This is a genomic window from Acinetobacter sp. ANC_7654 (assembly GCF_056779855.1).
Genome location: NZ_JBWYIR010000011.1, coordinates 13,090 through 27,624, shown reverse-complemented (window position 1 = coordinate 27,624; position 14,535 = coordinate 13,090). Strand labels below are relative to the sequence as shown.

At 36.8% G+C, this 14,535-nt stretch carries 13 protein-coding genes; 1 reads left to right on the top strand and 12 read right to left on the bottom strand.

Annotated elements, in window-relative coordinates; genetic code table 11:
* Positions 1-85 precede the first annotated feature (85 nt).
* Complete coding sequence (locus AC1M86_RS12025) at positions 86-535, bottom strand: MarR family winged helix-turn-helix transcriptional regulator (protein ID WP_092767707.1); 450 nt, start codon at positions 533-535, stop codon at positions 86-88.
* A gap of 174 nt (positions 536-709) precedes the next feature.
* Between AC1M86_RS12025 and AC1M86_RS12020 the strand changes: the two genes are divergently transcribed.
* A complete protein-coding gene (locus tag AC1M86_RS12020) occupies positions 710-2,071 on the top strand; it encodes a spinster family MFS transporter (RefSeq protein ID WP_481608051.1) in 1,362 nt (453 codons plus the stop codon).
* Between the two features lie 609 nt (positions 2,072-2,680).
* Here AC1M86_RS12020 and AC1M86_RS12015 read toward each other — a convergent pair.
* From AC1M86_RS12015 to AC1M86_RS11965, 11 genes are all read right to left on the bottom strand, one after another.
* Complete coding sequence (locus tag AC1M86_RS12015) at positions 2,681-3,667, bottom strand: TauD/TfdA family dioxygenase (RefSeq protein ID WP_481608050.1); 987 nt, start codon at positions 3,665-3,667, stop codon at positions 2,681-2,683.
* Between the two features lie 17 nt (positions 3,668-3,684).
* On the bottom strand, positions 3,685-4,428 hold the full coding sequence (locus AC1M86_RS12010) for a class II aldolase/adducin family protein (RefSeq protein WP_481597784.1): 744 nt from the start codon (positions 4,426-4,428) through the stop codon (positions 3,685-3,687).
* On the bottom strand, positions 4,418-5,419 hold the full coding sequence (locus AC1M86_RS12005; RefSeq protein ID WP_481608049.1) for a ketopantoate reductase family protein: 1,002 nt from the start codon (positions 5,417-5,419) through the stop codon (positions 4,418-4,420). Before AC1M86_RS12005 ends, AC1M86_RS12010 begins: the two co-directional genes overlap by 11 nt.
* 38 nt (positions 5,420-5,457) lie before the next feature.
* Positions 5,458-6,231 (bottom strand): ABC transporter ATP-binding protein, encoded by a 774-nt coding sequence (locus tag AC1M86_RS12000; protein WP_035266352.1) that lies wholly within the window; start codon positions 6,229-6,231, stop codon positions 5,458-5,460.
* On the bottom strand, positions 6,228-8,030 hold the full coding sequence (locus tag AC1M86_RS11995) for a branched-chain amino acid ABC transporter ATP-binding protein/permease (protein ID WP_092767697.1): 1,803 nt from the start codon (positions 8,028-8,030) through the stop codon (positions 6,228-6,230). The genes AC1M86_RS12000 and AC1M86_RS11995 overlap by 4 nt, the downstream gene beginning before the upstream one ends.
* Positions 8,027-9,064: a branched-chain amino acid ABC transporter permease gene (locus tag AC1M86_RS11990; protein WP_035266350.1), complete on the bottom strand. Its 1,038-nt coding sequence runs from the start codon at positions 9,062-9,064 to the stop codon at positions 8,027-8,029. The genes AC1M86_RS11995 and AC1M86_RS11990 overlap by 4 nt, the downstream gene beginning before the upstream one ends.
* Positions 9,065-9,152: 88 nt before the next feature.
* Positions 9,153-10,292, bottom strand: coding sequence for an ABC transporter substrate-binding protein (locus tag AC1M86_RS11985; RefSeq protein WP_481587680.1), 1,140 nt, complete (start codon positions 10,290-10,292; stop codon positions 9,153-9,155).
* Between the two features lie 38 nt (positions 10,293-10,330).
* The gene (locus AC1M86_RS11980) at positions 10,331-11,566 is read right to left on the bottom strand and encodes an OprD family outer membrane porin (RefSeq protein ID WP_481587681.1); all 1,236 of its coding nucleotides are present in this window, start codon (positions 11,564-11,566) and stop codon (positions 10,331-10,333) included.
* 226 nt (positions 11,567-11,792) lie between these two features.
* A complete protein-coding gene (locus AC1M86_RS11975; RefSeq protein WP_481608048.1) occupies positions 11,793-12,755 on the bottom strand; it encodes a p-hydroxyphenylacetate 3-hydroxylase reductase component in 963 nt (320 codons plus the stop codon).
* A gap of 49 nt (positions 12,756-12,804) precedes the next feature.
* Positions 12,805-13,758: a PDR/VanB family oxidoreductase gene (locus tag AC1M86_RS11970; protein WP_481592082.1), complete on the bottom strand. Its 954-nt coding sequence runs from the start codon at positions 13,756-13,758 to the stop codon at positions 12,805-12,807.
* Positions 13,759-13,788: 30 nt separating this feature from the next.
* Positions 13,789-14,526: an SDR family NAD(P)-dependent oxidoreductase gene (locus AC1M86_RS11965; RefSeq protein ID WP_481589334.1), complete on the bottom strand. Its 738-nt coding sequence runs from the start codon at positions 14,524-14,526 to the stop codon at positions 13,789-13,791.
* Between the last annotated feature and the right edge of the window lie 9 nt (positions 14,527-14,535).

The following is a 14,535-nucleotide window of genomic DNA, read 5'->3' as shown; positions in this document are numbered from 1 at the left end:
AAATCCATTCAGTTTTTTTAATGCACTTAAAAATTATCAGTGTGCTGATAATTATGCAAGTTCAAAAACCAAATAATTTAGAAAATTATTCTTCATTAATTTTTTTCATCCAATTCCTGACGATTCTTATTTCACTTTCACTAAAACCATCGACTAGAGAATCTTCTAAACGATCAATAGCATCACCACAATCTTCCATAAGTTTTTTCCCTAAATCTGATATCTCAATTAATTGAATTTTCTTATTCGTAGAATGAGAAGTTTTATAGAGAATATTTTGTTTTTCTAATTTTGAGATCATCAAATTTACTGTTTGCGGTGTTAATGAAGCAAAACGTGCTATTTCCGCATTTGTGAAACCTGGGTAAGTCAAAATAATTTTCAAAATTGTGAACTGTGGTGGAGTGATTGAATATTCAGCAAGTACACGCTCCATTTTTAAACGATATACATGGGATGTCTTTCTTAATAAAAATCCAAGGTAACCCGATTCATTATCAAATATTTCAGGTGAATTCGTATTTTTTTTAAACATACCTATTGCCCTTTTATAAAATCATAAATATTATCAGTATGCTGATAAAAAAGTATTTGAGTTTAATTTTGCATTATATATGACTAATGCTGCTTAAATTTGAATACCTAGTCACAGTTTAGCTAAAAAAATAATGGAATAAAAATCAAACCCTTAAGGATATAGGATACGAAAATGCAGAATACTCTAAATGCTGAAGAACCCGCTTCGGTCAAAAAAAATACGAGATACGGTTGGTACGTAGTCACACTATGTATGTTGGCTTATATATTTTCTTATATTGATCGACAAATTTTAGTCTTGATGATTGAACCGATCAAAGCAGATTTAAATTTAACTGATACTCAGTTTAGTCTATTGCACGGTTTAGCTTTTTCCCTATTTTACGCATTTATGGGATTGCCTATCGCTTATTTAGCAGACCGATTTTCCCGACCAAAAATTATTGCAATTGGCATTATTTTTTGGAGCTTAGCAACAGCGGCTTGTGGTCTAAGTAAAAACTTCATTCAACTTTTTCTTTCAAGAATGGGGATTGGCATTGGTGAAGCAGCATTATCACCCGCAGCATATTCCATGTTTAGTGATATGTTCAGTAAAGACAAATTAGGTAAAGCCGTTGGTATTTACTCCATTGGTTCTTTTATCGGTGGAGGGATGGCTTTTCTCGTTGGCGGCTATGTGATCAGCTTATTAAAAGATGCAACGTTTATTGATGTTCCTTTACTCGGCATGATGAAGGCTTGGCAAGTTGCCTTTATTCTCGTTGGATTGCCAGGCGTTTTTATTGGTCTTTTATTTATTTTAACAGTAAGAGATCCGCAACGAACAGGACAAAAACTCGATGCCTCAGGTAATGTCGTAAAAGTTAAATTTACGGATTCGTTTAAATTCTTAAAAAAGCACAGTAAGACATTTACTTGTCACTACATGGGCTTCACATTCTATGCAATGGCATTGTTTTGTGTCATGAGCTGGTCACCTGCATTTTATATGCGTAACTTTGGTCTGAGTCCTGTTGAAACAGGTTATATGTTAGGAATGATTCTACTTATCGCAAACACATCTGGCGTTTTCTTTGCAGGCTGGTTAACTGACTATCTGACTAGTAAAGGTCGACGTGATGCTGCAATGTATGCTGGTTATTTAGGTGGTTTAGGAATTATCTTACCGATTATTAGCTATACATTAGTAGACTCACTGTGGTTATCTGTTGCTATTTTTACAGTGGCTATGTTCTTTGCATCTTTCCCAATGCCAACCTCAACAGCAGCTATGCAAATTTTAGCTCCAAATCAATTACGAGCTCAAATTTCTGCAATTTTCTTGTTAATCAGTAGCTTAATTGGTTTAGGTATTGGAACAACTTTAGTCGCATTAATTACCGATAAAGTATTCGGGGATACCAACATGGTGGGTTATTCAATTTCAATCGTAGGTGGATTCTCAGCGTTATTGAGTATTATTTTACTCAAAAAAGGATGTAAACATTTTGTGAAAAGTCTAGATGTAGAAAAAGATGAAATGGTCAGATAAGAGGTGAATTGAGCAAAATAGCATAAAACCATTTTCTTAAATCTAAGCTCAAATTTGGTTTATTTTGGAAAAAGAACTCAAACATCTGTTCGAGTTCTTTTTTCTCAACTGAGAGTCAATAACGATTAAACTAATCAAAGGTATAAAAAACAATCAACGTCTACTTCTTGTAAGCCAAAGCCGCATTATGAGGATTACCCATGTCCGATGCCCGATTAAATAAAGATAAACGACGTATCCCCTGTCAGGTCTAGGCTTTCAACATTTTTCGTTTGAAGAGCAGATTATTCTCCTTCAACAACTTGAATAGAAATCACTCTCAAATTTACTAAAATGCGTTCAGGACTGCTGAATGAGGAAAACTCATTTCCAGAAGCTGATTTAACTTAACTCATTCAAAGTGTGAATATTGTTAGACGATATAATGCCGAACCATATAGCGCGTTAACAAAAAAAGAATATTGTTTAGGTGATCAATCAGATGAGCGCGTAATTATTATTTATACTCATCTCTGAATCAGATTCAGTCTTACAACTTTTGAGTAATCGCAAAAAAAAGACTCGGCCTTAAAAGTCCGAGTCAGGTTGTAGTCAAATATTGAACATTTTTTAAGAAAGATTTACTTTTTGAATACCATTTCTACCTGGGAAATCCTTGGCTAAAGATCGGGCATTAGGCATTTTTAACCATAATCTTAATAATTTTCTTCGCTTTGAGATGTCTTCATCATCTACAAATGACGATCGTGAATGCATTACACAATAGTTATTACAGAACTGCATATCACCCGGTTCAAGCATCATATCTAGTCTGAGATCAGGATCTTGTATGTACTGATCGAAAATATCAAGCGCATCGACTTGAACTCTGGATAAAGGTATTCCTTTTCGCTCATGCCCAAGTTCAATATAAGCTCTTAAATAGCGACAGCTTAATTTGTTTTCATAATAACTAAAAATTGGTGTCAAGGTAGGTTCTAGATCTCCCAAATGATCACAATATGTTGGATGATAATAATAACCAAGATATTCAGGATAATTTTCTAAAATTCTATTGTAAACTGTTGCAGCACTGACGAGACTACTCAATCCTCCACTCTTTGCTTTTCTAATTGATAGCAATCCAACTACGTCAGATAAGTCAGTGTGGTAAGGGAGATATGCGTTTGTTTCATAAACTCGCGTTGATTTGTTGTTAAGATCTCCAACGTTTTCTACCTTACCCAATAAATCGCCTTTAGGATTTTGGGTAACGGGTTGACCCATATACATGCCTATTAAATAGTAAATAATCGCCAATTGGCGTTCATTAAATTTATCGACATCCAAACCTTTTAGTAGAAAGAAACCATATCCATTCTCAAGCTCATCGGCATATTTTTTAAATTCAGATAAAACATGTGGATTATTAATCGTTAAATGCGTGTTATTCAATTGATCAATTTCTAGATCTTGTTGTTCTATCAATCGCAAATTTTGGCTTAATTCATGAAGCATTTCTTCGCTTAAATAATAAATCCAATCTGTCTGATTTTTTAGGTCTTTGCCCACCCATGCCGACTTATGACTGATTTTTTCTTTTAATATCGTATTCATCGCAATCTATCCCTGAACTAGTGTTTGTTTTCCTGCATTTTTCGAACCATCGCATTAAAAAACTTATCTGCGAAAGCACTTTCTTGAATTAACATTTGAGTTAAGTCTGCACACTTCTGTTTTACGATATGATCTAATTTAACATCGTCACCACGCATTGAATCCGCTTGGCATTGTATTTCTGCGGCTCGTTGAACTGTCCAGAGTAGGAAAAAAGCTTTTTCAATCGTACTCTCTCCCACAGCTACACCATGATTTCTAAGTACCAGAATGTGATGATCACCTAAACTTTTGATCATTCTTTGTTTTTCTTCTTCGAATAAGGTAATGCCTTCAAAGGCATGATAGCCTACCCGACCATATAACTGCGCACCATAAAAATTGTCATTTTTAAAGCCATCTTCCTTTTGTGCAATGGCACTGATTGGTGTGGTATGTGTATGTATTAAACATCGAATATCATCACGAGCACCATGAACAGCACTATGTAAAGCAAATCCTGCAGGATTGGCATCATATTCAGAATGAATCACTTTATTACCGTTTAAATCAACTTTTAATAAATTTTCGGGTGTGATTTCCGTATAGTTCAAGCCGAAAGGATTTACTAAATAATAGTGTTCAGCTCCAGGTAAGCGCGCTGAGACATGATTAAAAATTGTTTCCGTCCAACCAAAATAATCAATAAGGTGATAACAATTCGCTAATTTAACTCTGAGCGCCCATTCAGCTTCAGACACATTCAATACATTATTTTTCATCTTCATTATTCCTTGTTCTGGCTTGTTCGCTTAAATAGACCGTTAATTCATATATAAGTTTGGATGTCGGCATCGGACATTCATAAGCATCTGCCAATTCAAATACAGCTTCTGCAATGGGTGCTAACTCTAAAGGGCGATGATTTTTGTAGTCATGCCACATTGATGTATATGTTTCCCCCATCTCTGCACCCAATTTTAAAAATGTGTTTGGGTCGATATTGATACGAGCGCCATAGCAAGCCGCAACAGCTCGAACTTCATATAAAATTTGTTGCGTAATTCGAGTTAAATTGTGATCAGAATAAATTTTACTTAGCGGAGCATCAGCCACAACCGATAATGGATTGGAGCTCAAGTTAGCCATAACCTTGGTCCACATTTGATCTCGGATGTTCTCTACGGGTCGTGCTTCGATACTTGTATTTTCAAACAATTCAACAAGCGCATGTAATCGTTCAGTCATTTGATGACTCGGCTCACCAAAGATCAACAAATATGGATTGTCTGATTTGACCTCATTTTCATTGACACTTTGCGCTGTAATAAATACAACAGCGCCAATTAAATGTTCTAATGGAAAATGCTCGTTTAAAACTCCCTGTTGATCTAAACAATTTATCCTTGATTTTTTAGAGTTATTCTCTAAACCGTAAAAATACCAAAAGGGTATTCCATTCATTAACGGCACGATGACTGTCGCGTTATGCATATAACGCTTCAGCTGAGTTGAGATTTCGTATAAAGCGTTAAACTTGGTTGCTATAAATATAAAATCCTGTTTTTCAATGCATTCTTCAGTATCCACAATTCGAGATGGATGTACTTGAAATTCACCCAGTACATCTTTTAAATGAATCCCTTTTTGCTTTAGCGTTTCGACTTTTTCCCCTCGCGCTAGAACAGTGACTTGGTGTCCTGCTAGCGTTAATCTAGCAGCAACTACACAGCCTATGGCTCCAGCACCATATACCAAAATTTTTTTTGACATCCATTCAAATCCCTGAAAATCGTATGATTTGTTATGTTCTATATAGCTAATACGTCTTGATGCTTACTATTAATTCCTAAGTAACTTTCGATGATTCTTGGATCTTCAACTAAATCAGAGCCCCTTCCTTCCATTGATAGTTCTCCCATTTCAAGGACATAAGCATAATCTGCAAGTTTTAAAGCAGCTCTGGCATTCTGCTCAACTAACAAGATAGACACGCCATGTCCTCTTAATTGGTCAATCACCTTAAAAATTTCTCGAGTGATGAGTGGTGCTAATCCCAAACTCGGCTCATCAAGCATCAACAATTTAGGTTTAGCCATGAGTGCACGACCCACTGCAAGCATTTGTCGTTCACCACCAGAAAGTGTTCCTGCTTGCTGAGATCGTCTTTCTTTCAAACGAGGAAAAATGTCATACACTTCATCTAAAGTGCTGAAAATTTCTTTGTCTCTTTGGCGATAGCGTTGAAAAGCGCCAAGCATAAGATTGTCTTCAATAGACATTGTTCCAAATAACTCCCGTTTTTCAGGCACTAATCCGAGCCCACGAATCACCATTTGCTCAACCTGTGGACATTGCTCCACATGCCCATCGAAATCGACGTTTCCTTTAGAACCCAGCACCCCCATAATTGCAGACAATAAAGTTGTTTTACCCGCACCATTTGGACCAACAACAGAAACAATTTGGCCTTGATTAACACGCATATTAAAATTTGAAAGCGCTTCGACTTTTCCGTAAGCAACACTCAAATTATTTACTTCTAGCAGAGGCGTGCCCTCTTGATTTCCAAGCATTGTGATCATGCAGCACCTCCTAAATAAGCTTCCAATACAGCTTCATTTTTTTGAATTTCTTCTGGTAATCCTTCAGCAATTTTTTGACCGAACTCCATGACCACAATTCGGTCTGCGAGATTCATGACAAAGTCCATATCATGCTCGACCAAGAGAATTGCCATACCTTCAGCACGTAATTTAGATAGAAGTTCAGCTAAGGCTTGTTTCTCTTTAAATCTTAATCCTGCTGCGGGCTCATCAAGTAGTAATAAGCTTGGGTTCGCACATAAAGCACGTGCAATTTCTAAAATACGTTGCTGCCCGAGTGCTAAACTGCCAGCTTCGACATACAAATATTCTCCAAGCCCTACACGTTCTAGTTGATATTTAGCCTCATTGAGAAGTTCATTTTCTTCAACTCGATCAAGAAGTAACATGGATGAGATGACACTTTTTTCTCCGCGCAAATGTGCACCTATGGCTGTATTTTCTAATACAGTCATTTCAGGCAATATTTTTACGTGTTGGAATGTGCGACTTAATCCTAATTTGGCAATTTCTCTGGATGGTATGCCATTTATTTTTTTACCTTTAAATAAAACTTCACCACTTGTTGGAACATCTACACCTGATATTTGATTGAACATGGTACTTTTACCAGCACCATTCGGACCAATTAAAGCGAGAACCTCTCCAGCGTGAATTTTCAGATTCATTTCATTGTTCGCAACCAAGCCACCAAATTTTTTCGTGATGTTCTTCGCATCTAATATCAATTCACCCTTGTTGATTTGATTTTCTACTTTGTCCATTTGAGGAATGGGGTGGATTGAAGGATATAAATCTACTGGCTTATATTTATTTGGGATCAACTTAGTAATAAATGACCAAATCCCTGATGGTGCTTTTTGCATCAATACAACAATGATTAATCCAAATACGATTGTTTCATAATGACCTTGTCCGCCAAAAATAATAGGCAAAGCATCTTGCAACCATTGGCGTACCATGGTGAATATGCCTGCACCTAATATTGCACCCCAAATACTACCGACACCGCCTAACAACGCCATAAACAAGTAGTCGATACCCATTTGGAGTCCAAAAGGTGTCGGGTTAATAAAAGTTTGCGTGTGTGCATAAAGCCACCCTGAAATTGATGCAAAAATTGCAGCAATCACAAAGATGATCATTTTTGCTCTAAACGTATTTACTCCCATAGACTCAGCCATTACTTGTCCGCCTTTCAAAGCACGGATTGCTCGACCCTCTCGAGAATTTAAAAGATTTTTTGTCAAAATAATGGCAATGAATACAATGAGCCAAATGAGGTAGAACATTTTGTTGCCATTATCAAAGGCAAATCCTGCGATAGAAATAGAGGGAATATTCGAAATTCCAGAATGCCCACCTAAAGTTTCAATGGTGGAAAAGAAATAATAAAGTGAAATGCCCCAAGCGATCGTACCTAAAGGCAGATAATGCCCTGAAAGTTTAAGTGTTAAGCCACCCACCAAAATCGCAGATGCGACTGTGATAACTATTCCGAGCAGAAGTCCAAACCAAGGATTTCCACCTGTCCATGCGAGGAAACTTGGTAATTGTTCAGTCACAGTTAAGTAAGCAGTTGCGTATGCGCCAATTCCCACTAAGGCTGCTTGACCAAATGTAGTCATGCCTCCAACGCCTGTCACCAATACAAGACCCAACACGACTAATGCATTTAGACCAATATAGTTCAATAAAGTGACTTGATAGGTCGGTAAAAAAAATGGGCTGATGAATACAATAAGCGCAAATATAAAGAAATAAGTTTTTGATTTCATTCTTCATCCTCCTCAACATGACGAGTTGTGAGCGATTTCCAAAGTAAGAAAGGAATAATTAATGTAAAGACGATGATTTCTTTGTAATCACTTGCCCAAAACATCGAGAAAGACTCAATAACACCAACAATCACGGCACCAATTGCTGCGACTGGGAAGCTGATTAGTCCTCCAATGATTGCCCCTACAAATCCCTTCAGACTTAAAATAAATCCTGAGTCGTAATACAGGGTTGTGATCGGTGCAATTAAAATGCCTGATAACGTTCCGATAAATGTAGCTAAAACAAAAGTCAGTTTGCCCGCAAAGATTGGAGAAATACCCATGAGCTGTGCACCGACTCGATTGACAGCGGTTGCATGCAATGCCTTACCATAGAGTGTTTTTTCAAAGAAATACCAAAGCACTAAAATCATCACAAAGAATGAAACGATAATGATCAAAGTTTGACTGCTTAAAACAAGAGTCCCAATTTCAAAGCTTTTATCACTAAATGGTTGTGTTTGAGCACCATTTGGACCGAATATCACGAGTCCTAAACCGACTAATGCCACATGAACCGCTATCGACACGATCAATAAAACTAAAGGTTTGGCTGCGACTAAAGGTTGAAAAAAAGTGCGATACATTTGAGGACCAAGCGGTGTAATCACAGCCAAAGTCAATAAAACTTGAATTGGCATTGGAAGCGTCGCTAAAGGTAGTGTGTACATTGCGATAACGATCAAAGAAATATAAATCAATGACGCAATAAAAATTTTGATATTAAATATTTGATTTTTAAAAAATTTAGCGTATAAATCCAGACTTGTATTGACAATAAAAAACGCAACTACCAGCCAAACTATTAAGCTTGGAATACCTGCTTGAATGGATGCCAAAGTCAATGCACCAAATACAGCAAATTCACCCAATGGAATAAGTAATATCCGAGTGACAGTAAAAACTAAAATGATACATAGCGCTAATAATGCATAAATAGCACCACTGGTAATACCATCCTGCCCCAAAATTAACGCGATATTTAAATCCATAACATCTTCCTACCCTTTTTTGAGGATGAATTTACCTAGAGCGATATATGCATATCGCTCTGAGTTTATTTATGATGAAAAGCTAAATTTACTTCAGTAGTTTCCACTGACCATTTTTAACAATGATCATTTCACGCCCACGCTTGTCAAATCCACTATGATCAGATGGGCTCATGTTATACACGCCTTGAGTTCCTGCGACTTCTTTTGTAGATTCCAATGCATCACGTAGAGCTTCACGGAATTGCACGGTGCCAGGCTTTGCTTTTTTCAAAGCAGTCGGTACAGCTTTTTCAAGCAAAATACCTGCGTCATACACATTTGCCCCGAAAGTTGCAGGTGTTTGTTTATATTTTGCTTTATAATCATTGATATATTTAGTAGCAATTTTCTTAGAAGGATGTGTATTAGATACTTCATTTAAAACAAGCATTAAACTGGCAGCTAAAATCGTATTTTCTACTTTCTTGCCACCCATTTTTAAATATTGATCTAAAGCCGCACCATGCGTTTGATAAATTTGCCCTCGATAGCCTCGATCATATAAAGCAGTTTGTGGAGGCACTGCTGAACTACCTGGTGCTGCAACTAGAATTGCCTGTGGTTTTTTACTTATGAGTTTTAACGCTTGACCAGTTAGAGAAGTATCTTGACGTTGAAATGATTCTTGAGCAACGATTTTAATCCCATTTTTCTTTGCTAAATTCGCTAAGACTTTTCCCCAGTTTTCTCCGTACGGATCAGCAGTACCGATAAATCCTAGAGTTGTAATTTTTCGCTTCACCATATCTTGCACAAGCGCTTCTGCGATGATTTCATCATTCTGAGTGGTCTTAAACACCCATTTTTTTTGATCCGTCATTGGCATGACTATCGTAGAAGTTCCAACCGGTGCAAGAAGAGGTACTTTCGCTTTAGCAATCGTCCCAATCACAGCAGAAGCATTTGGTGAACCAGAAGGACCAATGATTGCATCAACTTTGTTTTCTTTAATTAGTTTCTCGACAGCTTTGACAGATGCTGTAGGATCACTCGCATCATCAAGAGAAATATATCGAACGTTCTCATTACCAATTTTTTTAGGTAATAAAGCAACTGTATTTTTTTGTGGTATACCTACCATTGCTACAGGTCCGGATGATGATGTCACAACTCCAATCGTGATATCAGCTTGAGCATAAGTGGCAATTGCGATTAAGCTTGTTGATAATAATAATTTTTTAAACATCATATAATCTCCAGTTTGTCCATTAACTGTTTATGTAATTAGAATTTATAGCTATATGTAGTAATGATTCGATTTTCAACAAAATCATTACCATTGGTTGTTCCTGCACCATATTTAGTAGTCGTGTCGATATACCTCCATTCTATACCCAACCCTTTAAAAGACCCTTCTGGAACGGTGTAGCCGACAATGAAATTAGCTTCAGTTTCTTTATTATCTGGTAGGCCATTACGCTCTATGTTCGTACCATATAAATAACGCAAAGTCGTTCTTAAACCCGGCAAACCAACATTTTTAAAGTCATAAGAATAAAGTGCATGATAAGTAAGTTCTTCAGGTTTGATGAAACCTAAAGTTGACCAAGTATGTAGGAACGGTTGAGGAGCGAATCCATCAAATGTTGGAAAATTGGTATCCCCGGAATTTTTTTGAACACCTGCAGCAAAACTATGTGAGCCATTTTGAATGTTGGCCTGAACGCCAAATGTTTTGCTATCTATGTTTCCATAGTATTTGTCACCAGCTTCACTGTTATGGAAATAACGTGCATCTAATTTGATTTTAGAGTCGCCAATTTGAGTGTTATATGCTGCATTTAAATAATGTTGGTTATAAATATCTTCCAGCTGACCAAACCAGTAAGAGCCTGAAATTTTAGGGCTAAAATTATAGTCTAAACCAACATAACTTAAACCATTACTTTCTATTCTTGCTTTACCTGGTGCAAACAAGCTTAGTTTTTCAAACTCATCATCATTACGCGCATTAATATGCGTGATTCGTCCAGCAGACAGTTTTAAATCTTGAATGGCTTTGGTTTCAAATGCCGCACCAGCATATGTTGTCACCAACTGACGTGAATCATCAATAAATGCAACAGGTGTTTTTGGCGAAAGTTCCCCAACTAATAGCTCAGAATCTTTATATTTCAGCTTTAAGGTTGCACCAAATTTATTATAACTACGTTCTTGCTCATTTTTTATGGGATCAAATGGTAAGATCGAATCAGACCTTTCAGCATTATGATTTGATAATCTTAGTGCGTAACTTGAAGTCACGTCAAAACCCACCTGAATGGGTGTATTGGTATAACCTGAACTAAACTTTAGACCTAATGCTTGTGACCAACTACCAACATCAGGCTGTGTTGTGTTATTTCGATCAATAAAGAAATTTCTTAAATTTATTGTCGTTTGACTATCTTTTACCAAGTCCGCATAAACTGCTGTATTACAGCAAATTGCTAGTATTGCAAATGTAGGTAACTTTTTCACTCAACTTCCCCTTAGTTTTTTACTGATTTTCTCACTCAACCCTGTTTAATTTTTTCTATTCAGCTATATGAAATTTCATATATTCAACCCAATTCTTTTCCAATTCCATAGAAAATTCAATTTTCTTTTAAGTATATTTATATACCTTAATTAATAATTAAATCCCTTTTAAATCTTTATAGATTGAAAAAAAGGCCAAATGATCTAACATTTAGCCCAATTTGATTTAATGAATACCCGCAATATCTTTTAGAATGGTGATAAAAGTATTCTTTTCTTGGTCACTGTATTTTGCAAATACTTCATTTTGATGCTCATCAGCAATATCAAATAAATAATGTGAGGTTTTTTTACCTTTATCTGTTAATTGGTAGAATTCTTCTGTTTCGACTAGTAGCTCATCTTTCTTAAGGATTTCCGCTGCTCTTTCTATTTCTCGCATAGGCATTGCTATATCACGTGGCAAATCATCTTTGCATGAACTTGCACCACTGCCTAGCACTAAAAGCATTCGAGCTTCACTCGTTCTAAAACCTGTGACTAATTGCTTTGGGATATAATCATTTTGATAAAACTTGAATGCTCGACTCATGAGATAGGCAACATTATTATATAAATTACCTTGATATAGTTGACCCAAATCATCAGTTTGGACCGGATTTGAATCTTTAATTCTTAACATTGGGTGTGGTGTTACTGCTGAGTACGCACCCTGGTGATATACTAATGGACTACGACCTTCATCTTGAAAATTAACGACCTTTCCAATAATAATCCAGTGATCCCCGCCTTCTACAATTTGAAATAATTCACATTCAAAAACAGCAGAGCAATTTTCCAGAACTGGAGCATTACCTACACCCAAACGGTAGTTTGCTCCTTCGAATTTATCAATATTGCGTTTAGCAAATTTATTCGATACCTCGATTTGTGATCCAGATAAAATATTGACTGCAAAATGACTAGAGTTTTTAAAAACTTCAAAACTGGTCGATTTTTTATCAATACTCCACAAGATTAAAGGTGGGTCTAATGAAACTGAGTTAAAACTATTGGCAGTTACACCCACTTTTTCACCTTGCGCATTTTGCGCTGTAATAATAGTAACCCCAGTTGCAAAATTACCGAGTGCTCTGCGGAATTTCATCGGATCAATAGCTTGTTCTTCCGATTTTTGATAACTATTCATTCCCTTCTCCTGAATCCCAAAATGACCTTCCATGATGGCAATTCAACTATTAAATATCTAAAACTAATCTCGGTGTTTTTGATCGAGAACAACACACTAAAATCTGCTCATTACTTTCTTTTTCTTCGTCAGTAAAGTAGACGTCTCGATGATCGGGTTCGCCTTCAAGCACATCACACATACACGTTCCACAAACGCCCTGTTCGCACGATAACTCGACTTTAATCCCTTCTCGCGCTAAAGCTTGCAGAATAGTTTCCTCTGGAGCTACTTGAATCGTTTTACCACTTTGTTGTGCAACAACTTCAAAACTAGCGCCACCTAAATCAATATCTACCTGAAAATATTCTTTATGTAATTGATCGGAACTAAAACCCTTAGACTCAGCAAGATTAATAATCCAATCCATAAATCCATTAGGACCACAGGTATATAAATGTGAATCTTTGGCAATATCTTTCATTGCGTGATCAAAAAATTCACGATGATTTGCACCATCATCTTTAAAATGGAAAGTTGTATAACTCGCTAAGGGACCTTGCTTGATTTCATCTACAAATGCAGCAGTTTGTTTAGAGGCTGCACAATAATGCAATTCAAATGACTTATTCTTATTCAATAAATCATAAGCCATGGTAATTAACGGTGTAATCCCAATACCACCACCAACTAAAACGCTGTGAGATGCATCTAACAATGGGAACAAATTTTTAGGATGGCTGACTTGTAGTTGCATCCCTTCAGAGATGTCATTAAACGCCGACAGTGATCCCCCTCTTGATGCTTCATCTTTTAAGATCCCTAATCGAAAAACACCTTTTAAACTAGGATCTTGACATAGAGAATACTGACGGATTAAACCATTAGGCAGGAATAGATCGATATGTGATCCAGCTTCGATTTCAGGTAATGGAGACTCAGTTGCTGAAATTAAATCTAAGACAACAACATTTTCCGCTTCTACTGATCTTTTATTTACTATTACGGAGTATTTTTCGTTCATAGTTTTCCCCCTTTATGACTAAGCCAATGCTTAGCGCATAAATAGTCCTCCGTTAATATCCCATGTTGCTCCTGTCACAAAAGCTGCTTGTGGGGATGCTAACAAAGCACAAGTTTCAGCGATAAAACTCATACTGCCTAAAGCCTTAACAGGAATATTATTGATAAACGCTTCCATTTTTTCATCTGAAACAACGCTGTGTACTATTGGAGACTCCATTGGTCCTGGTGCTACGGCATTTACCGTCACACCTTTAGCGGCAAATTCTTTTGCAAAAATTTTAGTCAAAGTTACGATTGCACCTTTTGAAGCTGCATAATGTGCTCCTGTTGCAGTACCACCATTCTGACCAGCCAACGAAGCCATGTTGATAATTCGACCAAAGCCTTTAGATGCCATATATTGACCAATAATTTGACATGACTGAAAGGTTCCTCGTTGGTTGACTTGTGTCACCCAATCAAAATCTCTCGCAGTGATTTCAAGGACAGGAGTTGCTTTAGTTACTGTGGCGTTATTGATTAAAACATCCAACTTGTTGAAATGAGTTTCAATCCAACTCACTGCATCTCTAAAGTCCTGCTCTACTGATATATCCAGTTTTAAGGGATACATCTGCGATGGATACTGACTCGCAGCTTTAGCGCTTTCCGCTTTTTCTAAGGTACTTGCAGTTAAAATAACTTGATGCCCTTGTTCAGCAAAATATTCAGCAATCACATTACCTAAACCAGAGGCAGCACCAGTAACCAAAACAACTTGTGACATGGTCACCTC